Annotated in this window: 18 protein-coding genes; 4 read left to right on the forward strand and 14 right to left on the reverse strand. The window is 43.9% G+C overall.

Going from position 1 to position 20,928, the window contains the following annotated elements; all coding sequences use genetic code 11:
* Positions 1 to 102: 102 nt before the first annotated feature.
* The 6 genes from odhB to sdhC all read right to left on the reverse strand — a co-directional run bounded on the left by odhB (position 103) and on the right by sdhC (position 7,723).
* The gene (odhB, locus tag MHN32_RS01625) at positions 103 to 1,596 is read right to left on the reverse strand and encodes a 2-oxoglutarate dehydrogenase complex dihydrolipoyllysine-residue succinyltransferase (RefSeq protein ID WP_239420740.1); all 1,494 of its coding nucleotides are present in this window, start codon (positions 1,594 to 1,596) and stop codon (positions 103 to 105) included.
* 10 nt (positions 1,597 to 1,606) lie between these two features.
* Positions 1,607 to 4,420, reverse strand: coding sequence for a 2-oxoglutarate dehydrogenase E1 component (gene sucA, locus MHN32_RS01630; RefSeq protein ID WP_010371459.1), 2,814 nt, complete (start codon positions 4,418 to 4,420; stop codon positions 1,607 to 1,609).
* Positions 4,421 to 4,504: 84 nt separating this feature from the next.
* The gene (locus MHN32_RS01635) at positions 4,505 to 5,224 is read right to left on the reverse strand and encodes a succinate dehydrogenase iron-sulfur subunit (protein WP_102056724.1); all 720 of its coding nucleotides are present in this window, start codon (positions 5,222 to 5,224) and stop codon (positions 4,505 to 4,507) included.
* 10 nt (positions 5,225 to 5,234) lie between these two features.
* Positions 5,235 to 7,007: a succinate dehydrogenase flavoprotein subunit gene (gene sdhA / locus MHN32_RS01640; protein ID WP_010371464.1), complete on the reverse strand. Its 1,773-nt coding sequence runs from the start codon at positions 7,005 to 7,007 to the stop codon at positions 5,235 to 5,237.
* On the reverse strand, positions 7,008 to 7,355 hold the full coding sequence (sdhD, locus tag MHN32_RS01645; RefSeq protein ID WP_010371467.1) for a succinate dehydrogenase, hydrophobic membrane anchor protein: 348 nt from the start codon (positions 7,353 to 7,355) through the stop codon (positions 7,008 to 7,010). It abuts the gene before it with no gap.
* Positions 7,346 to 7,723, reverse strand: coding sequence for a succinate dehydrogenase, cytochrome b556 subunit (sdhC, locus tag MHN32_RS01650; protein WP_125252744.1), 378 nt, complete (start codon positions 7,721 to 7,723; stop codon positions 7,346 to 7,348). The genes sdhD and sdhC overlap by 10 nt, the downstream gene beginning before the upstream one ends.
* A gap of 416 nt (positions 7,724 to 8,139) precedes the next feature.
* Between sdhC and MHN32_RS01655 the strand changes: the two genes are divergently transcribed.
* The 3 genes from MHN32_RS01655 to MHN32_RS01665 all read left to right on the forward strand — a co-directional run bounded on the left by MHN32_RS01655 (position 8,140) and on the right by MHN32_RS01665 (position 11,152).
* Positions 8,140 to 9,426 (forward strand): citrate synthase, encoded by a 1,287-nt coding sequence (locus MHN32_RS01655; protein WP_010371472.1) that lies wholly within the window; start codon positions 8,140 to 8,142, stop codon positions 9,424 to 9,426.
* A gap of 102 nt (positions 9,427 to 9,528) precedes the next feature.
* Positions 9,529 to 10,740 carry a cysteine desulfurase gene (locus tag MHN32_RS01660; RefSeq protein ID WP_239420741.1) on the forward strand — a complete coding sequence of 404 codons (1,212 nt, stop codon included), beginning with the start codon at positions 9,529 to 9,531 and terminating at the stop codon, positions 10,738 to 10,740.
* 4 nt (positions 10,741 to 10,744) lie between these two features.
* A complete protein-coding gene (locus MHN32_RS01665) occupies positions 10,745 to 11,152 on the forward strand; it encodes a SufE family protein (protein ID WP_239420742.1) in 408 nt (135 codons plus the stop codon).
* Positions 11,153 to 11,181: 29 nt separating this feature from the next.
* Here the strand turns inward: MHN32_RS01665 and tcdA are convergent, their stop codons facing one another.
* The 7 genes from tcdA to MHN32_RS01700 form a co-directional block, all read right to left on the reverse strand.
* A complete protein-coding gene (tcdA, locus tag MHN32_RS01670) occupies positions 11,182 to 11,979 on the reverse strand; it encodes a tRNA cyclic N6-threonylcarbamoyladenosine(37) synthase TcdA (RefSeq protein WP_239420743.1) in 798 nt (265 codons plus the stop codon).
* A gap of 1 nt (position 11,980) precedes the next feature.
* A complete protein-coding gene (locus tag MHN32_RS01675; RefSeq protein WP_237116149.1) occupies positions 11,981 to 12,646 on the reverse strand; it encodes a TIGR01621 family pseudouridine synthase in 666 nt (221 codons plus the stop codon).
* Positions 12,633 to 13,394, reverse strand: coding sequence for a 3-deoxy-manno-octulosonate cytidylyltransferase (gene kdsB / locus MHN32_RS01680; RefSeq protein ID WP_174168950.1), 762 nt, complete (start codon positions 13,392 to 13,394; stop codon positions 12,633 to 12,635). Before kdsB ends, MHN32_RS01675 begins: the two co-directional genes overlap by 14 nt.
* Entirely contained in the window at positions 13,382 to 13,579 is a 198-nt protein-coding gene (locus tag MHN32_RS01685) for a Trm112 family protein (RefSeq protein WP_010371492.1), read from the reverse strand. Before MHN32_RS01685 ends, kdsB begins: the two co-directional genes overlap by 13 nt.
* Positions 13,569 to 14,552, reverse strand: coding sequence for a tetraacyldisaccharide 4'-kinase (gene lpxK / locus MHN32_RS01690; RefSeq protein WP_206472839.1), 984 nt, complete (start codon positions 14,550 to 14,552; stop codon positions 13,569 to 13,571). The genes MHN32_RS01685 and lpxK overlap by 11 nt, the downstream gene beginning before the upstream one ends.
* Positions 14,553 to 16,292: a lipid A export permease/ATP-binding protein MsbA gene (msbA, locus tag MHN32_RS01695; RefSeq protein ID WP_239420744.1), complete on the reverse strand. Its 1,740-nt coding sequence runs from the start codon at positions 16,290 to 16,292 to the stop codon at positions 14,553 to 14,555. It abuts the gene before it with no gap.
* A 62-nt stretch (positions 16,293 to 16,354) separates the two neighbouring features.
* Positions 16,355 to 18,601 carry a DNA internalization-related competence protein ComEC/Rec2 gene (locus tag MHN32_RS01700; RefSeq protein ID WP_343224369.1) on the reverse strand — a complete coding sequence of 749 codons (2,247 nt, stop codon included), beginning with the start codon at positions 18,599 to 18,601 and terminating at the stop codon, positions 16,355 to 16,357.
* Here MHN32_RS01700 and MHN32_RS01705 point away from each other — a divergent pair.
* Positions 18,581 to 19,090: a DUF2062 domain-containing protein gene (locus MHN32_RS01705; RefSeq protein WP_010371507.1), complete on the forward strand. Its 510-nt coding sequence runs from the start codon at positions 18,581 to 18,583 to the stop codon at positions 19,088 to 19,090. The genes MHN32_RS01700 and MHN32_RS01705 overlap by 21 nt on opposite strands.
* Positions 19,091 to 19,206: 116 nt before the next feature.
* Here the strand turns inward: MHN32_RS01705 and MHN32_RS01710 are convergent, their stop codons facing one another.
* The gene (locus MHN32_RS01710; protein WP_102056717.1) at positions 19,207 to 20,922 is read right to left on the reverse strand and encodes a DUF3466 family protein; all 1,716 of its coding nucleotides are present in this window, start codon (positions 20,920 to 20,922) and stop codon (positions 19,207 to 19,209) included.
* Positions 20,923 to 20,928 lie beyond the last annotated feature (6 nt).

Here is a 20,928-nt window from a genome sequence, read left to right on the forward strand (position 1 = left end):
CACATAGTATAGATCCCAAGGCTTCTGATGAAAACCCCACTTAGACCAAAGGCGCAAAAAAAAAGCTGTATGCGAGCATACAGCTTATTCTTTAAACAAATATTATACGTCTAGTAGTAGACGTGTTGGATCTTCAAGTAACTCTTTAATTGTTACTAGGAAACCAACTGACTCTTTACCATCGATTTGACGGTGGTCATAAGATAGTGCTAGGTACATCATAGGTAAAATTTCAACTTTACCGTTTACTGCCATAGGGCGCTCTTGAATTTTGTGCATGCCCAAGATTGAAGACTGTGGCAAGTTGATGATAGGCGTAGATAGTAGTGAGCCGAATACACCACCGTTGGTAATAGTGAAGTTACCGCCAGTCATATCGTCAACAGTTAGTTTGCCATCACGACCTTTGATAGCCAATTCACGAATATTTTTCTCGATTTCAGCAACAGAAAGCTTATCGCAATCACGTAGTACTGGAGTCACTAGACCACGAGGTGTTGATACCGCGATGCTGATGTCAAAGTAGTTGTGGTAAACGATATCGTCACCGTCGATTGACGCGTTAACTTCAGGGAAACGCTTAAGTGCTTCAGTTACCGCTTTCACGTAGAAAGACATGAAACCTAAACGAATACCATGGCGCTTCTCAAATACCTCTTGGTACTGCTTACGAAGATCCATGATTGGCTTCATGTTTACTTCGTTGAACGTTGTCAGCATTGCTGTTGAGTTCTTCGCTTCTAATAAGCGGTTAGCGATTGTCTTACGTAGACGAGTCATTGGTACACGTTTCTGAGTACGCTCACCTACCGGGGCAGCTGGTGCAGAAGCTGCTGGCTTAGACTCTGACTTTGCTGGAGCTTTAAGGAAAGCGTCCACGTCTTCTTTAGTAATGCGACCGCCTTTACCAGAACCTTTGATCTTAGCAGCATCAAGGCCTTTCTCTGCGATAAGGCGACGAACAGATGGTGTTAGTACATCTGAGTTTTCGTCAGAAGCAGCAGCTGGTGCTTCTTCTTTCTTCGCACTTGATGATGCAGCTGGTGCGCCACCGGCAACGATTTTACCGATAACTTGATCACCTAGTACTGTCTCACCTTCAGCGTGGATGTGCTCACCCATCACACCGTCTTCAGGTGCAACAACTTCAAGAACCACTTTATCTGTTTCAATATCAACTAGGTTCTGGTCGCGGCTAACCGCTTCACCTGGTTGAACGTGCCAAGTTGCGATAGTAGCGTCTGCTACTGACTCAGGAAGTACAGGTACTTTAATGTCCACTTCTTTACCTTCTGCTGCTGGCGCCAATTCTGACGCTGCTGGTTTTTCATTTGATTGAGCAGGCGCTGCTGCTTCATCAGCAGCACCTAGTTGTGCAATAACTTGTTCGCCAAGAACGGTTGCGCCTTCCTCTTCAGAAATTGCAACGATAACACCATCTTCTGGTGCTACAACTTCTAAAACGACCTTATCCGTTTCGATGTCAACTAAGTTTTGATCACGAGTCACTTTATCGCCAACGCTTACATGCCATGTAGCAACCGTTGCATCGGCAACAGACTCAGGAAGAACAGGAACCTTAATTTCGGTTGTCATCTCTTATTCCTTATTTCTTAATTGTTAAAGCGTCAGCAATTAACGCGTTTTGTTCTTTAGTATGTGTAGACATGTATCCACATGCTGGTGCAGCTGAAGCCTTACGGCCTGCATAAGTCAGATTTGCGCCAGCAGGGATAGCTTCCCAGAAATGATGCTGTGAACAGTACCAAGCACCTTGGTTTTGTGGCTCTTCTTGACACCAAACAAAATCTTTTACGTGCTGGTAGCGAGCCATGATCTCATCCATCTCTTTGTGAGGGAATGGATATAGCTGTTCAACACGAACGATAGCCACGTTGTTAAGCTCTTGCTTACGACGTTCTTGCAGTAGTTCGTAATAAACCTTACCGCTACAGAACACAACACGCTCAACGTTTTCAGGATTGATATCATCAATCTCATCGATCATGTTATTGAATACGCCTTCGGATAGCTCTTCTAGGCTAGAAACAGCTAATGGGTGGCGTAATAGCGACTTAGGCGTCATTACAATCAGAGGACGACGTAGTGGACGAACCGATTGACGACGTAGCATTGCATAAACTTGCGCTGGTGTTGACGGCACACATACTTGCATATTGTGGTCAGCACAAAGCTGTAAATAACGCTCTAAACGCGAAGAACTGTGCTCTGGACCTTGACCTTCATAGCCATGAGGAAGTAGTAGTGTTAGACCACATAAACGGCCCCACTTCTGCTCACCTGAACTTAGGAATTGGTCGAAAACGACTTGAGCACCGTTGGCGAAATCACCAAATTGCGCTTCCCACAGCACCAATGACGTTGGCTCTGCTGTCGCGTAACCATATTCGAATGCAAGTACCGCTTCTTCCGAAAGTACTGAATCGTACACTTCGAACAGGCCTTGGCCTTCACGAATGTTTTGCAGCGGAAGATAAGTAGATGCGTCTTTTTGGTTATGTACTACAGCATGACGGTGGAAGAATGTACCACGACCAGAGTCCTGACCAGTAAGACGAATATCAGTGCCTTCATCAACCAAGGTCGCGTAAGCCAATGTCTCAGCCATACCCCAATCGAGCATCTTCTCGCCTTGCGCCATAAGTTTACGATCATCGTAAATCTTTTTAACGCGTGATTGTGCTTTATGAGCCTCTGGGTAGCTCGCAATCTTTTCGCCAAGCGCTTTGAGTTTATCTAGCGCAACCTTTGGCTCATACGGCGTGTCCCAATCGTGACCAACATACTTAGACCAATCTGATGAGTGTTTGGTTTCTTTTTGAATTTCTTCTACAACACAAACGCCTTTATCAAGACCATTTCGGTAATCGTCAGCAATTTGTTTCGCATCGTCTTCAGAAATCACGCCTTCGCGTACAAGTTGATCAGCATACAATTGACGAGGTACTGGGTGCTTTTTGATCTTCTGATACATCAGCGGTTGCGTTGCATTTGGCTCATCTGCTTCGTTGTGGCCGTGACGACGGTAACATACTAAGTCAATCACCACATCACGTTTAAACTTGTTACGGAAATCAAGTGCAACTTGTGTAACAAAAGCAACGGCTTCAGGATCGTCTGCGTTCACGTGGAAGATAGGTGCCTGAACCATTTTAGCGATATCAGTACAGTATTCAGTCGAACGAGTATCTTCGCGTTTTGACGTAGTGAAACCAACTTGGTTATTAACTACGATACGGATCGAACCGCCAACGCCGTATGCACGCGTTTGCGATAAGTTAAACGTTTCTTGAACAACACCTTGACCTGCGATTGCAGAGTCACCGTGAATTGTGATTGGTAATGCTTTAGAACCACTTTGGCAATTCAAACGGTCAAGACGAGCACGTACCGAACCCATTACTACTGGGTTTACGATTTCAAGGTGAGATGGGTTAAATGCCAATGCCATATGAACATTGCCGCCCTTCGTACCGAAGTCAGAAGAGAAACCCATGTGGTATTTAACGTCACCAGAACCTGCGTGCTCGCCGTATTTACCAGCAAACTCGTCAAATAGTTCTTGTGGGTTTTTACCCAATACATTCACTAGTACATTTAGACGACCACGGTGGGCCATACCAATTACGGCTTCTTGCTGACCGCTTTCACCAGCACGGTGAATAAGCTCTTTCAGCATAGGCACAAGTGAGTCACCGCCTTCTAGAGAGAAACGCTTAGCGCCTGGAAATTTTGCGCCCAAGTACTTTTCTAAGCCGTCTGCAGCAGTTAGACCTTTGTAGATTCTTAGTTTGGTTTCTTTGTCGAATTGTGGCTTCGAGAAGGACGATTCCAAACGCTGTTGTAACCAACGTTTTTCTTCGGTAGACGTGATGTGCATGTACTCAGCACCGATAGAGCCACAATATGTCGCTTTAAGCGCAGCGTACAAGTCTTTGAGTTTCATTGTCTCTTTGCCACAAGCAAAAGAGCCAACGTTAAATTCTTTATCTAAGTCTGCATCGGTTAAATCATGAAAAGCAGGGTCAAGATCGCGAACACGTTCTCTATCCCAAATCCCTAAAGGATCTAGGTTTGCGTTCTGATGACCTCTGAAACGGAATGCATTAATTAACTGCAGAACTTTAACTTGCTTGGCATCAGCAGAACCCTCTGCGGAAACCACGACTTCTCTGTGTTTGTTTTTAGCAAGCTCCGCAAATTGCGCTCTTACTTCTGAATGTTTAGTGTCAACATCCACTCCATCAACTTTAGGTAGTTGATCAAACACCTCTCGCCACTCTTCTGGCACTGAAGCTGCATCATCTAGATACGCCTCATATAGATCTTCTACGTACGCAACGTTACCGCCGTACAAATGCGAAGATTCTAGCCATGCCTTCATCACACCTTCGTGCATCTATTAGCCCTTTTATCTAGCGCAGAAACTCAAACGAAAACAAGATGGCAAGCTTTTGCTTGCCATCTTAGCTAGTAGTATGTGTTATACCGAACGGTTTAACAACATTGATTTAATTTGTCCAATTGCCTTAGTTGGATTAAGGCCTTTTGGACATACGCTAACACAGTTCATAATACTGTGACAGCGGAATACGCTGAACGCATCATCAAGACCAGCAAGACGTTCTTCTGTCGCTGTATCACGGCTATCAGCCAAGAAACGATAAGCATGTAGAAGACCCGCAGGACCGATGAACTTGTCTGGGTTCCACCAGAAAGAAGGACAAGACGTTGAACAACATGCACAAAGAATACATTCGTACAGGCCATCTAGCTTTTCACGTTCTTCAATTGACTGAAGACGTTCTTCACCACCAGTTGGCTTGTCGTTGATCAAGAATGGCTTAACCTTCTCGTATTGCGTATAGAACTGGCTCATGTCGATTACTAAGTCACGGATCACCGGAAGACCTGGTAATGGACGAATGACGACCTTGCCTTTACCACCGTTCTGCAAAGCAGAAATTGGAGTAATACATGCAAGACCATTTTTACCATTCATATTAATACCGTCAGAACCACATACCCCTTCACGGCATGAACGACGGAAAGATAAAGATGGATCTTGCTCTTTTAACTGCATAAGAGCATCTAACACCATCATGTCACGACCTTCCTCTACTTCTAGAGAATAGTCTTGCATGCGTGGCGCCGCATCTTCATCAGGATTATAACGATAAACAGATAATTCTAAAGTTGCCATCGCTTAGCTCCTAGTATGTACGTGCTTTCGGTGGGAATGCTTCACGAGTCTTAGGCGCGTAGTTAACTTCACGCTTACTCATAGACTCAGACTCTGGGTTGTAAATCGAGTGACACAACCAGTTTTCATCATCACGCTCTGGGTAATCGAAGCGAGAGTGTGCACCACGACTTTCCGTACGGAAGTTCGCAGCAACCGCTGTCGAGTACGCTGTTTCCATCAAGTTATCTAACTCTAGACACTCAATACGTTGCGTGTTGAATTCAGCAGACTTATCGTCAAGACGTGCGTACTGTAGACGCTCACGAATTTCTTTAAGTTCTTTAAGACCTTCAGCCATTGCGTCACCTTCACGGAATACCGAGAAGTTAAGCTGCATACAACGTTGTAGATCTTTCTTGATTTGTACAGGATCTTCACCCTGACCTTTCGCAGAAGTTTCCCAACGGTTAGTACGCGCAAGTGCTGCGTCTACGTTATCGTTGCTCGCTTCTTTAGCGATTTCAGCATCTTTCAAGTAAGTACCAAGGAAGTTGCCCGCCGCACGACCAAATACGACAAGGTCAAGCAGTGAGTTACCACCTAGACGGTTTGCACCGTGTACAGATACACACGCAATCTCACCTACTGCGAATAGACCTTCAACGATCTTTTCGTTACCTTGACCGTCTACGTTTAGCACTTGACCGTTAACGTTAGTTGGTACACCACCCATCATGTAGTGACAAGTTGGGATTACTGGAATTGGCTCTTCTGCTGGGTCTACGTGTGCGAATGTCTTCGCTAGATCACAAACGCCAGGAAGACGTAAGTTAAGTGTCTCAGCACCTAAGTGGTCAAGCTTCAGCTTGATGTGCGGACCCCAAGGACCATCACAACCACGACCTTCACGGATCTCAGTCATCATTGAACGTGCAACAACGTCACGTGACGCTAGGTCTTTCGCGTTTGGCGCATAACGCTCCATGAAGCGCTCGCCATCTTTGTTTAGAAGGTAACCACCTTCACCACGACAACCTTCTGTTACTAGCACACCCGCACCGGCGATACCTGTCGGGTGGAACTGCCACATTTCCATGTCTTGCATTGAAATGCCAGCACGAACCGCCATACCAACACCATCGCCCGTGTTGATGTGCGCGTTAGTTGTTGATGCGAAAATACGACCCGCACCACCAGTTGCAAGAACAACTGCTTTTGATTTGAAATAAGTGATTTCACCTGACTCGATGTCGATTGCGGTGACACCCACTACATCGCCATTATCATTTTTTACTAGATCTAGTGCATACCACTCAGAGAAAACGTTTGTTTTGTTTTTAACGTTTTGCTGATATAGGCAGTGTAGCAACGCGTGGCCAGTACGGTCCGCTGCGGCTGCTGTACGTGCAGCTTGCTCGCCACCAAAGTTTTTCGACTGACCACCGAAAGGACGCTGATATACGCGACCATTCTCAAAACGAGAAAACGGTAGACCCATGTTCTCAAGTTCAGTGATAGCTTCTGGACCTGTTTTACACATGTACTCGATAGCGTCTTGGTCACCGATGTAATCAGAACCTTTAACCGTATCGTACATGTGCCATTCCCAGTTGTCCTCGTGAGAGTTACCTAGCGCAACGGTGATACCACCCTGTGCTGATACTGTATGAGAACGAGTTGGGAAAACTTTTGAAATAAGAGCACAAGTTTTGCCTGATTCCGAGATAGCAAGTGCCGCGCGCATACCCGCACCGCCTGCACCGACTACAACTGCGTCAAATTCACGTACGTTATATTTCACTTAAACACCCCACAGAACAAACAGACCAATAGCTACGTAAGCTAAAGCCATAAGGTTTAATACAAAGCCAAGAATAGTGCGAGTTGTTGAGTTCTTAACGTAGTCAGTTAGAACCTGCCACAAACCGATGCGTGTATGTACCATGATACATACTAGTGTGATCATCGTTGCTGCTTTCACAGCTAAATTTGAGAACAACCCTGACCAAGCTTCATAAGTTAGTTCAGGAGTAATTAGAAGATAGCCTACGATGAATACCGCGTAAGCTAGGATAATTAACGCAGTTGTACGTAGTGACACGTAGTCTTGTACGCCATCACGCTTTAGAGTCGCTTGATTTAAGACCATATCCATACTCCAGCCAAAATTGCTACGATAACCCAAAGTGCTAGTGCAATCTTCGCGCTATTGTTGCCTGATTCTAATTCTTCCCAATGTCCCATATCCTGGATCATGTGACGGATACCACCGATGATGTGGTAAGACAATACAGTTAGGGTGCCCCACGCGATGAATTTCGCGATAAAGCCAGACATCAGTTCTTTTACAAACTCGAAGCCTTCAGGAGAAGAAAGGGATTCAGACCAAGCCCAAATCACAAAGGTCAAAGCGAAGAAGAAAGCAACACCGGTGACACGGTGAAGAATCGACGCTTTAGCCGTTGGCGGCATAGATATAGTCGTAAGATCTAGATTTACAGGTCTTTGCTTTTTCACAGTTACTTGCCCATCTTTGCCCACAAAGGAGCTCATCTACTTGTTTTTATGAAACCCACCTACATATTGCAAATGTAGGTGGCACACTCTAGATAAACCAATTAGGACACCAAAAAGTTCACTCGAGTGTAAAAATTGATGTAAAAATAGGTTTACCCACAGACGATACGGTATAAAACCGTTGACAGTATATAAGGCTATGCGCCCTTTTACAATTCTTGTTTAGATAGAGACGCTTGCGAATTAGCGAATGGTCTAATATTTAATCGTCGTAGAATATTTATTATACATTTATGCATAAATCACAGAAAAATTGACTTTTAACCTAGGTTATAAGTTAGAATGATCTGAATTTGCTTAACATTAGTATCACAACATAACAATCAGAATATTGTTATTAAATAGGAGACAAATAGATGGCAGATAAAAAAGCCACAGTCCATATTGATGGTCACGATCCGATTGAGTTACCAATTTACGAAGGTACAGCTGGTCAAGACGTAGTTGACGTTCGTTCTTTAGGTGCTCACGGCCTATTTACGTATGACCCAGGATTTATGTCGACTGCCTCTTGTGACTCGTCTATCACTTACATTGACGGTGCCAAAGGTGTACTGCTTCATCGCGGTTATCCAATTGAGCAACTTGCTGAAAATTCTAACTATATTGAACTTTGCTACCTACTATTAAACGGTGAACTACCAAGCGAAGAACAACTAGCTGAGTTCTCAGATGAGATCACTCGCAACACAATGATGCACGAGAAGATTGCTGCGTTTTTCCAAGGCTTCCGTGTAGATGCACACCCTATGGCAATGCTATGTGGTGTAGTTGGTGCGTTATCTTCGTTCTACCACTCAGATTTGGATATTTCTGACGAAGATCAACGTATGCGTTGTGCAATCAAGTTAGTAGCTAAGCTACCAACAATTGCTGCAATGGCGTACAAATATAACGTTGGCCAACCGTTCGTATACCCACGTAACGACTTGAGCTACGCAGAAAACTTCCTCCACATGATGTTCTCTGTGCCAGCTGAAGACTACAACGTCAGCCCTGTACTTGCTAAAGCAATGGATCGTATTTTCATGCTTCACGCAGATCACGAGCAAAACGCGTCAACTTCAACAGTTCGTCTTGCTGGCTCTTCAGGTGCCAACCCCTACGCGTGTATCGCGGCAGGTATTGCATCACTTTGGGGCCCTGCACACGGCGGCGCAAACGAAGCATGTTTAACTATGCTTGAAGAAATTGGCTCTGTTGATCGTATTGACGAGTACGTTGCAAAAGCAAAAGATAAGAACGATCCGTTCCGTCTAATGGGCTTTGGTCACCGCGTTTATAAAAACTTTGACCCACGTGCGACAGTAATGCGTCAAACGTGTCACGAAGTGCTTAAAGAGCTAAACATTCAAGATCCACTGCTTGACGTTGCAATGAAACTTGAACAGATTGCCCTAGAAGACCCTTACTTCATTGAGAAGAAGCTATACCCGAATGTAGACTTCTATTCAGGTATCATTCTTAAAGCAATCGGTATCCCAACAAGCATGTTTACAGTTATCTTCGCGATGTCTCGTACTGTGGGTTGGATTTCACACTGGAACGAAATGCTTTCTCAGCCAGGACACAAAATTGGTCGTCCGCGTCAGCTTTACAAAGGCTACACGTCTCGCGACTACAAAACACAAAACGACAGATAATCTCGTTATGGTGTTTGAAAAGGCCGCTTAATGCGGCCTTTTTTGTTTTAATATCGCCGCGTATTCGTTAGAATCGCGCTGCTCAATTAACTCAGGTACGTTATGACTGACATCCAATCTCTGCGCAACGACTTTCCAATTTTGAACAAACAACTCGATGGGCAGCCGCTTTGCTATCTTGACTCTGCTGCAACTGCGCAAAAACCGAACAAAGTCATTGATGTCATAAAAACTTTTTATCAAAATGAGAATTCAAACGTACATAGAGGTTTACACACGCTTAGTGAAAACGCCACCGTTCGCTATGAAAGTGCCCGAGAAACAATTGCCAATTTTTTAAATGTTGAAACACGAGAAATAGTATGGACCAGCGGCGCAACTGAATCACTAAACTTGTTGGCTCATGGCCTGAGTGCACGCTTCACTTCAGACAGTGTAATTGCCATCAGTCCCTTTGAACATCACGCTAACATAGTGCCTTGGCAAGAAGCTTGTCAGCGTACCGGCGCAACTTTACTGGTGTTACCTATGTTAGACGGCGTCCTCGATGAGCAAGGTGCCATTGCGATGTTAAAGCAGCATAAACCTGATGTGTTAGCGATGGGCCATGTTTCAAACGCACTTGGGAATATTCATCCAGTTGAGTCGCTCATCTCGGTTTGCAAAGCCTTGGGTACCATCACGGTTATCGACGGCGCACAGTCTTTACTGCATTTAAGACCTGATCTGAAGGCGCTGGATTGCGACTTTTATGTTTTTTCAGCTCATAAAGCGCTTGGACCAACAGGTGTCGGCGGACTTTATGGTAAATACCAGCAACTAAATGCGCTCCCCGTATACAAAACCGGCGGCGAAATGATAAAAGAAGTGAGTTTTGAGCGATCCAGCTATCGAGAGGCACCTGGCAAGTTTGAGCCCGGCACTCCCAATATTTCTGGCGTTATCGGATTTGCCGCAGCGATAGATTATGTAAACGAGATTGATCCAAGTGCACTTCAACGTTTTGAGCAAGCGCTCTATCACTCCCTTTTAGCAAAGCTAAGACAGATTAAAGGCATCACGGTTTATGGCGATACACAAAACAATGTTGGCGTCGTCAGTTTTAACTATAAAAACGAACACCACTACGATCTTGCCACACTACTCAATACATACGGCGTAGCAGTGAGAAGCGGACACCATTGTACTCAGCCGCTAATGAAAATGCTCAAGGTTAATGGGACTGTACGTGCAAGTTTGGCTTTTTATAATAACCAAGACGATATTGAGCATTTTATTAATGCATTAAATGCCACAATCGAATTACTAGATTAGACTTATGAATATCGAACATATCACAAAAAAATTATCCGAAAGTCACGGCTGGCAAGCCAAATACCGTGAAATTATGCTGCTAGGAAAACAACTTCCTGAGCTTCCTGATGCACTGAAAGTCGACTCAGCATTAGTGTCAGGCTGTGATAGTAAAGTTTGGCTCTATGTTGACTTAGATGAAAGCGCGCAACAGCTTGTACTTATTGCCGACTCAGATACGCGTATTGTCAAAGGCTTACTTGCAATCATCATTGCAGCGTACGCAGGTAAAACGCCAGAACAAGCAAGCCAGTTTAATGCTTATGAACTGTTTGAGTCGCTTGGATTAATTGCTCACCTAAGCCCATCAAGAGGTAATGGTATCCGTGCGATTGTTGAACAGATCCAAGTGCAGGCGGAGATATTAAAATAACGTGAATTAAGGTGCTCAAACGAGCACACTTATTCGCTGCTTTTGCTTCGTTTATCGAGGTACTTACGTATTGCTTTGGACGCCGCAAAAAAACCAAAACTCCCGGTTACCATAGTGGCAGAGCCAAACCCGGTGGCGCAGTCCATGTTTTTCCCACCTTCAGCTTGTTGCTTTGCTTTGCACACGGTGCCATCGGTACTTGGGTAAACGAGTTGCTCTGTGGAATACACGCAATCGACGCCAAATTTACGTTTTGGATTATCGCTAAAGTTATATTGTTTTCTGAGAATATAGCGTACTTTTGCCAGCAGCGGATCATGGGTCGTCTTTGCCACATCCCCATACTGGATCTGACTCGGATCGGTTTGACCGCCTGCACCACCTGTGGTGATCACCGGTATTTTATTGCGCTTACAATGTGCGATTAGCCCCGCTTTCTCTTTAACCGCGTCGATACAGTCGATAACATAATCAAAGCCTTGAATGTAGTTTCTAATGTTATCTAACATCAGAAAATCATCGATCAGGGTAACTTCACAATCTGGGTTAATCGCAAGACAGCGATCTCGCATTGCTTCAATCTTTTGCATCCCGATACTTTCGCTATGAGCATGTAACTGACGGTTGATGTTGGTTACACAAATATCGTCCATATCGATAAGCGTTATTTTACCTATACCCGTTCTCACTAGCGCTTCTACAGCCCAACTGCCAACGCCACCAATACCAATGACACAAAAGTGTGCTTTACTTAATGCTTCCAACTCGGCGTTACCGTATAACCGACCAATACCGCCAAATCTTAGTTCTCTATTCGAATCCGTCATGTTACCACTCTAATTGACTTGGATTTTGCCAACTTGCAAAGATTTCATGTGCCAATAAATGGCCAAATGCACCATCACCTTCAGGCGCAGCTTGATAGCGTTGATGTATACCTTGCCATTCAAATTCAAGACAAAATGCATGAAGATACGTTCTATCCGCAGGCTCTCCACTATAGGCTAAATCACCTAAAATTGGTGCACCGATACTTTTTAGTGCCACCCGAATTTGGTGTGTTTTACCGCTAAACGGTTTGACAATACAAGCGCGTAGGTTGGTCGCAACAGAGCATGAATAAAATCGAGTCACCGCAGGATTTAGCTTAGTTTTAATCAGTTTATAGGTGCCTCTGCGCGACTTAGCCATATCGCCTTTTATCCAACCTTGCTTTTTCTTCGGTTTCACACTAACTAACGCCAGGTAAAATTTATCTATTTTTCGAGCGGAAAACAGGCTCGTCAGCTGCTTTGCAGCCTCACTAGACTTCGCTAAAAGGATGAGTCCCGACGTGACTTTATCGAGGCGGTGAACCGCAAATAAGGGATAGCCTAGTTGCTCCGTCAGTAAGGCAACAAAACCTGCACCGTCCTCACTATGGAAGCTCAAACCTTGTGGTTTGTATGCAACCACATAGTCTATCTCGTCTGCAATGAGCTTAAACTTTTCCATTCAGTATCTCTTGAACCCGTGCCAAATCTTCGGGGGTATCCACTCCAGCATGCACCGGCTTAACCGCTTTAGCGACCTTAATTTTGTATCCATGATACAGCACACGTAGCTGCTCTAGTGACTCTTGCACCTCTAGCGGTGAAACACTTAGCGATAAATAGGTTTGAATAAAGCCCGCACGATAGGCATATATGCCAACATGACGTTTAAAATGGCTCACTGGAATGCTATTTTTGTCGAGCGTTAACATGCTGTTACGCTGAAACGGAATAGACGAGCGAGAGAAATACAGTGCGTTGTCTTGAATATCAGACACCACTTTCACCGCATTCGGATTCAACACCTCTTCCACATCTTCCACATCAACGCACAAAGTCGCCATCGGTGCATCAGAATGGTGCAGTAGTGCTGCCACTTGTGCGATGTTATCAGGCTCTAGCAGTGGCTCATCACCTTGTACATTGACCACCAAGGTTTGTTCGTTCAGCCCCAGTTGTTCAACAACTTCGGCGAGTCGCTCAGTTCCAGATTGGTGATCTTCACGCGTCATGAGCACATTATCAGTGAAGTTTTGCGCTGCCTCAAATACCGCACTGTGATCGGTTGCGATATAAACCGCTGCCGCACCAGATTGAATCGCCTGTTCGTAAACACGCTGGATCATTGGTTTACCGCCGATATCAGCAAGTGGTTTACCAGGCAGCCTGCTTGAAGCATAACGCGCCGGAATAACGACTACGAATTCCACTGCTCAACCTCATCGCTGCTCAGCTCGCGCGCTTCGTTTTCCAATAACACAGGAATATCATCTTTAATTGGATAAGCAAGCTTAGCTGCTGTGCTGATCAACTCTTTGTTTTCTTTGTCATATCTTAATTTGCCTTTACATACTGGGCAGGCAATTATTTCTAGTAATTTGGTATCAAAGGCCATGATAAATCTCTTTCTTTTTAAGTAAATTTAATACCGCTTTTTCAAGCGCTGATGTAGGTTTGGCATCTACTTTGAGGTAATACCAATTATCTTTTGCAAAAGTGCGACACTTTACCGCATCTTTCTCTGTCATAAAAATAGCGCCGTTATCGATTTGCGCGAAGTCGGACGCTTGATATGGATGATGATCCGCAAAATGTAGGCTTTCACTCAGAACAATCCCCCTATCTCGTAGCGTATTTTCAAATCGCGCGGGATTGCCGATAGCACAGACTGAAGCGCCAGCCATTTCAATATTGGATGCTGGACTATCATCTGTAACACGAAAAAAACCAACGGTCTCTAACGTGTAGGAATAACTTTCGCATCCACCATTATATACGGCAAGATCAACACTCTGAATACGCTTAGGTAATTCCCTAAGCGGCCCTGCTGGCATCCATAAGCCATTACCAAAGCGTCGCACAGCATCAACAATACAGAACTCAATATCTCGTGCCAATTTATAGTGCTGTAGCCCATCGTCGCTGACGATGATGTTTACATCGCTATTACCCAATAATTTTTCAATACTGGCTTGTCTATCAGCACCAATCATCACTGGGCATTTCAATCGTTTGGCGAGCAAACAAGGTTCATCACCGCCCTCTTCCGTTGAGGTCGCTTCAGTGACCAAAAATGGGGTTAAACTGGGTTTTGCACCGTAGCCTCGACTGATCACCCCAACCTTAAAACCAAGATTTTCAAGAAAAGGGACTAACCAAAGTACAAATGGCGTTTTGCCGTTACCGCCCACACTGATGTTACCGACAATAATAACCGGAACAGGCGAGCGGTACGCAGGGCAAAAGCCGAGTTGATAAAGCCCCTTTCTCACCGAGCTAATAAGTCCAAATAACAGGCTTAGCGGAAGCAATAATAGCGTTAGTAGTCCCGGTTTTTTATACCAACTTTGCTCTATTTTGGATGCCATTTATTGCTCACCAAACTGCATTTTGCAAAGTGCATGATAAACCCCTTCCTGCGCGACCAATTCAGCATGCTTGCCTTGTTCGATGATCTTACCTTTATCTAGCACATAGATGCAGTCGCAACGCTCGATTGTCGATAACCTATGGGCAATTACTATGGTTGTTTTGTCGGCCATCAGCTCTTCTAACGCTTGTTGGATCAAACGCTCAGATTCTGTGTCTAATGCTGATGTTGCTTCATCTAAAATAAGGATAGGTGCATCTTTCACAATAGCACGCGCGATAGCGATACGTTGTCGTTGTCCGCCAGAAAGCATCACGCCATTTTCACCAACAACGGTATTTAGGCCCTCAGGAAGATCTTTAACAAATTCCCAGACGTGGGCTTGTTTTACTACTTTTTCTAGGGCTTCTTGCGATAAGGGTTGCTTTAACGAGTACATAATATTGTTTGCAATGGTGTCATTAAACAACACCACTTGCTGCGACACGATGGAAAACTGCGCGCGTAGATCCGCAAGCTGGTAATCATTTATGTTCGTGCCATCTAACTCAATACTGCCCGCTTCAATATCATAGTAACGTGGTAATAGATTAGAGATAGTTGATTTGCCTGAACCACTTCTACCTACCAACGCAATACTCTGCCCAGCTTTGATTTCAAGGTTTAATGACTCAATCACCGGATCGTTTTTAGATGGATAAGTAAAGGTTAAGTCTTTGACTTGTAGGTTACCTTGAGCACGAGATAAAGACTGAGTGCCAGTGTCCTTTTCTTTTTCAAGATCAATCACCGCAAACACACTTTTCGCCGCAGAGATCCCGCGTTGCAGGTCGCTATTCACATTGGCAAGTTGTTTTAAAGGACGCAGCATCATCATCATAGAGGTGATCAAAGTGACAAAAGTGCCCGATGAAATTTTGTCTACCATAGTAGGCATCGCGACAATCGCGAGTATCACCGCCATTGCGCTCGCCGCTATGATTTGGATGATAGATACGCTCAGCGCTTTAGTCGCATCCATTTTTACGCGTTGCTGACGGTTATGATTATTAACTTTAGCAAAGTGAGAGATGGTTTTTTCTTGGCCGCCAAAGCCATGAATGACTTTATGACCCGCCATCATTTGCTCAGAGCTTTTCGTCACTTCTCCCATCGCATCTTGAATATTCTTGGAGATTTTCTTGAAGCGCTTAGACACCACAGTAACGATCACCGCCACGATCGGTACCACAACTAAGAAAATGAGCGATAGCTGCCAACTTGCATAAAACATCGTAATGAGCAGGAAAAATACAAATGCACCTTCACGGATCAGCACTTGAAGTGCCTTAGTGACGGCTTGCTGTACCTGCTCCGTATCAAAAGTGATTTTTGATATCATTTCACCATTAGAGTGTTGATCATGAAACGACACTGGTAGATACAACATGTGTTCAAATAGTTGCTGTCGCAAAGCACGCACAACCTGCGACCCGACATAAGACAAGCAATACGATGCCATATAATTAAAGATGCCGCGTCCAATAACTAGCGCGATGACAACAAAGGGAGCCAATTTTAGTACATCGCGATTGCCTGCAGTGAGACCCTCATCGATAAACGGATCCATTAAGGCAACGAACGAAGCGTCCATCGCAGCGTACCCTATCATGCCAATTACTGAAAATACGGCAGCGAGTTTAAAATCTTTTACATAGCTAAATAATCTAGCGTAAATCTGCTTGTCGGTTGGTTGCATTGCCAGCCTCTACTTTTCTATATGGCATTATTGTAACTTTCAAATCGTTAAAACTGAATGGATTATCTGAGAAACCAGTAATTTTCCACTTCCCGAGCTCGTTCAACTGTAATTTCTTGAGCAAAAATTGAGATCTTTATATGGCCATCTAAGGCGGTATCCAATAGTGTGCTCCCTACTCTTTGGTATCTTTCAATCACTTTCTCATTGGGAATTTTCCACGGCGAATAAAAGGCACGAGAAAATATCGCTATATCAGGGTCAATCGCTTGAATAAACTGCTCGCTTGAAGAGCTGCCACTACCATGATGCGGAACCAGTAATATATCGGCCTTGAGTGCTTCTTTTTCAATGTTAAGCAGCTTAGTTTCGGTTATTTTCTCAATATCTCCTGGTAATAAAAGCGTAAAACGCCCATCAGAGATACGAACCACACAAGAATTATTATTGTCATTGTTCGACACTTCTTGAGGCCAGATCACAGATACGTCTAGCCCTTGAAATTGATGTGTTCCTAGCACACAACTATCAGCTGGACTTGCAGGGTGAAAACGCTGTAACGATTTTCCGCCGTCATAGACTATGAGGTCGTCAACGCCACCATTATGGTCGCCATCATTATGACTAATGATGGTATCTTGCAGCGTAATTCGATTATTCAAAAGATAAGGTTTGATCACAAACTCGAACATCGAAAAATAACCAAAATACTTGGCCCCCACATCATAGAGCAGCCCTTTGTTATTGCGAGAAACTAACACTGCCGTTCCGTGACCCACGTCAAAGATATCGATTTGCCATAGCGGAGAGGCTCGAAATTGATACTGAACGAGGAAAAACAATATGGGTAATAAACCAAGATAATTTCTGAATAAATACAGCAGCAAAGCACTTAAGTAGCTGGTTATTAGAAACATGGACGAAACGCCGGGTATATCTACCCAAGTTAGTGGAGCGCTTTGCAACAGCTCAAAAAGAAACACTAACACATTATCAACTAAATGAAGTGGAAGTTGCCAACCAATAGCGTGCAGCGCAGTAACATGAAGCAGTAGTAGCGGAAATACCACGATGGAAACCAACGGGATCACAATGATGTTCGCAACCAATGAGATAATACTCGCACCGGAAAAGAAATACAGGTTGAGTGGCAACAGACAGATAAATAACGCAAGCTGCAACTTGATTAAGGCAAGTAGCTTTGCACCTAAACCTCTGCCAACTTTTGTCACTAACGTTACGATGATAGCAACCGCAAAAAAGGAATAATATAAACCAGGATTGAGTAGTGAAAACGGGTCTACTATCAAGACGATGGTCAACGCAACTGTTAGCACCTGAAGCGCTTTAAGGCGCACAGCAAAGAGGTAACAAGCAACCCACACCATTGCCATGATTAAAGCTCGAGTCGCCGATACGCTGTAACCGCAGAGAATGACGTAACCAAAACACAACAGTAACGCAAAAACCAAACACCATTGATGTAAGTTAGCTGCTTGGGGAATTATTACCGGGATACAATACAGCACGACTTTTATCAGCAAAAACGCGATGGCAAATACCATTCCGATATGCAGCCCTGAAATCGCTAACAGATGGCTCAAGCCAAGACTTCTAAATTGTGTTTTGTTTTCGAAGTCGACTTTGCTTGTATCGCCAGTTAATAAAATATAGTACAGCCAAGCATAGCTGCGCCCATCAAGCTTTTTATCTATGAATAAGCGGTAGTTATCTCGCCACGTAGTGTCCTTCACTACCGACTTGATTGTTTTGATGCTGCCCTTAAAATATATATGCTTCCTAAACGCATGCAATTCAGCATTAAAAAGTCCGATATTAATTCGGCTACGATAACGCTTAAGTTTTACCGTAAATTCAATGTGGTCACCGACACGCAACATAGGCGTGGATGAGTTACGATAGAGTTTTGCGTTTACTGTACGCCAACGGGCAAATTGGTAGCCATCAACTTGCTCAAGCTTTACCTTTAACGCTTCACCAATCACAGAATTATCAACCTCAATAACTTTACCCGAAGCAGTAACAAGCTGCGATTGCCACATTTCTGGTATTTTTAGCTGATAAAAAACAAAGTAATGACCAATAGCAATGGAAATCCCTAAAATAAATCCTGCCAATATAGGACAAAAAAGCTTAGAATAGCGGCCCATGAAGTAGAGGAATATGCTTATTGCGGCTGATCGCCAATTGTCGAGAAGAAATACTGCACTGAAGCAACCCAGAATTATTCCAAAACATATCAGAATCCAAGTAGATGGCAGCTGCAAATGGCGAAAAAAACGATTCAACGCTTTTTACCTGATCATAATAAAATCAAACAACAGAAATCATTAAAAATCTTTGGTAAGTTACTGCATGATGCCAACCTGTGGCATTTAAACCGGCGCTCAGCACGCGGCGCATTCTCGGTGGGGCTATTTTTCGCATTCATCCCTGTTCCTTTTCAAATGGTGCTGGCAGCAGCACTAGCGATTCCATTTCGCGTTAACTTGCCTTTGTCTATTGCACTCGTGTGGATCACCAATCCACTTACGATGCCGCCTATATTTTACTGCTCATACCTAGTCGGTGTATTTGCTCTTGGTCAAGAGCAGCAACCATTCCATTTTGAGGCAAGTTGGGAATGGCTTGCACAAAGCCTAACAACGATTGGGCCTGCATTTATCGTCGGCTCTTTGATCTGCGCAACACTTGCCGCCATTATCGGCTTTTTCGGTATCGACTACCTGTGGCGACGCTCAGTGAATAAAGCGTGGCAAAGTCGCGGCCAAGGCTAATACCAGTATAGTTAAGATTTTTATCGCTTGAATTAAATATCGAATTGAATTTGCGAATATTTCTTTTCAAACACAAAAAAAGCCCTTCCGGGCTTTTTTATCGTATAAATTGTACTTTAGGCTTTACGACGTCTTCTCAGCGCCACTAGTGGTAGCGCGAGTAAACTAAGCCAAGACCAACTTGCAGATTGACGCTCATATGTCTCTGCTTCAGGTGGTGTACAGCTTTCAGGTTCACCAGAAATTGGCGTAAGTAGAACCGGTAAGCTTACCGACTCATACTCAGTCTCACCTTTGCTGTCCTTCTCAATTTCACCAAGTGTATTGCGTCTTTCAACCGTTTTGGTGGCAATCGCATAGATCTTGTTATCGTCAGTAATTTTTACTGCTTCCGCAATCGTGTAAGGGAAGGTATCGCTCTTACAGGGAAGAAGAGAATTAATGTTTACTAGCTTTTCCGCCCCGATTTCATATAAGAAGGCTTCACGACGACGGTTTGAACCACTCTTTTCAATCACACCTTGACCAACAACAAAGCCATTATTGTTAATGTCATTTATTGCTGTTGCTGAACCTTCAAAGTATGTGGGCATCTCCTTAAACTCAGCACTTGTAGTATTAAAGTAGAAGCCAGTTGCGTCATAGTCTCTAGAACCTCCACTGAAACGTCCAAATACACCAACTATGGTACCGTTGTCATTCACATCGACTGCTTGGCTATATTCAATAAAGCTCTCAACTTCTCTAACTCGTTTGATTTCACCGTCTTCGAAATAAACAGCTTGTTCATATGGCAGTAGTCTATCATCTCTTTGTCTACGTACTCGAGAGTAACCAACGGTTAACCCATCCGAGTTAGTCGCAACAGCAATACTAGAGTATGCAATTTCACTATCTTCATCAGGCGTAAAACCGAGCCCTAAATCTGTTGCATCAACTAAATTAAAGTTGTTATCAAAAGTCCATTTATATGCCCTAGTGTGATATGGAGTGCTGATACTCTGGATGCAAACATCCACTGGCTCATCTACACCATCACAATCATCCGCTATATTTTCGATTGCTCTTTGAGATAATGACGTAGAGCTTTGCCCGACGACAATATAACCACCTTCGTTAGTTTGCTTGATGTCCGTCGCGATAGAAATACCGCCATGCTCAGTAAATGCGGGCTCCAGCCTAACTTTCTCACCAGCAGGAGTTACCAAAATTCCTTTATTTCGCCAATCGCGTACAAAATAAGTTTCTTCTTCTGTTTCACCCTCAGGAGTAAAAGTTATCTTTTTAAAAGGTGCAGAGCCCCAGCCCACTATCGTACCGTCTTCTGCGATGCTTGTAAGATAGTTAGTGACCGAGCGAGTTAGGCCTTCGTAATCAGGAGATTGTTCATCATATACTACAAATTCTTCAGCAGTATTGTTGTTGTACGTAAGAGAGATTGCTTGAACAACAGTTTGAAATTGATTAGCCCCTCTTCGACTTAAGTGATAAAGCATAAATGCATGAGCTTGTGCGTTGGTATTTGCAGCATCGTTATTTTGAATATCATCTAAGGTGAAGGTAATTTCTTCTTCTATCTGCTCATATTGCTTCTTTACACTGTCATAATCGCTTTTCAGTGTTGAATCATCGAAGTCGATATATGACACATCAATCTTAACACCAAATAAATTGGAAGCATGACCAATCACGTCTCCAGCTTCATTTGCGTCCGACACGTAGCTATATTTACTATTATCATGTCTTGGTAATTCAGTTAACTGATAGGTGGCAGCGGCCGCTTGTTGTGAAAGGGCTACGGCGACACTCGCGGCTAAAAGTTTAAATTTCATTTTAAT

Origin of the sequence: Pseudoalteromonas sp. Of11M-6, from assembly GCF_022347905.1 — a bacterium.
Lineage (GTDB): Bacteria > Pseudomonadota > Gammaproteobacteria > Enterobacterales > Alteromonadaceae > Pseudoalteromonas.

Excerpts from the sequence above, each read along its gene's own strand:
- odhB (WP_239420740.1), bottom strand. The coding sequence starts at position 1,596 with ATGACAACCGAAATTAAGGTTCCTGTTCTTCCTGAGTCTGTTGCCGAT.
- sucA (WP_010371459.1), bottom strand. The coding sequence starts at position 4,420 with ATGCACGAAGGTGTGATGAAGGCATGGCTAGAATCTTCGCATTTGTAC.
- MHN32_RS01635 (WP_102056724.1), bottom strand. The coding sequence starts at position 5,224 with ATGGCAACTTTAGAATTATCTGTTTATCGTTATAATCCTGATGAAGAT.
- sdhD (WP_010371467.1), bottom strand. The coding sequence starts at position 7,355 with ATGGTCTTAAATCAAGCGACTCTAAAGCGTGATGGCGTACAAGACTAC.
- MHN32_RS01655 (WP_010371472.1), top strand. The coding sequence starts at position 8,140 with ATGGCAGATAAAAAAGCCACAGTCCATATTGATGGTCACGATCCGATT.
- MHN32_RS01660 (WP_239420741.1), top strand. The coding sequence starts at position 9,529 with ATGACTGACATCCAATCTCTGCGCAACGACTTTCCAATTTTGAACAAA.
- MHN32_RS01665 (WP_239420742.1), top strand. The coding sequence starts at position 10,745 with ATGAATATCGAACATATCACAAAAAAATTATCCGAAAGTCACGGCTGG.
- tcdA (WP_239420743.1), bottom strand. The coding sequence starts at position 11,979 with ATGACGGATTCGAATAGAGAACTAAGATTTGGCGGTATTGGTCGGTTA.
- MHN32_RS01675 (WP_237116149.1), bottom strand. The coding sequence starts at position 12,646 with ATGGAAAAGTTTAAGCTCATTGCAGACGAGATAGACTATGTGGTTGCA.
- MHN32_RS01685 (WP_010371492.1), bottom strand. The coding sequence starts at position 13,579 with ATGGCCTTTGATACCAAATTACTAGAAATAATTGCCTGCCCAGTATGT.
- lpxK (WP_206472839.1), bottom strand. The coding sequence starts at position 14,552 with ATGGCATCCAAAATAGAGCAAAGTTGGTATAAAAAACCGGGACTACTA.
- msbA (WP_239420744.1), bottom strand. The coding sequence starts at position 16,292 with ATGCAACCAACCGACAAGCAGATTTACGCTAGATTATTTAGCTATGTA.
- MHN32_RS01705 (WP_010371507.1), top strand. The coding sequence starts at position 18,581 with ATGGCGAAAAAAACGATTCAACGCTTTTTACCTGATCATAATAAAATC.
- MHN32_RS01710 (WP_102056717.1), bottom strand. The coding sequence starts at position 20,922 with ATGAAATTTAAACTTTTAGCCGCGAGTGTCGCCGTAGCCCTTTCACAA.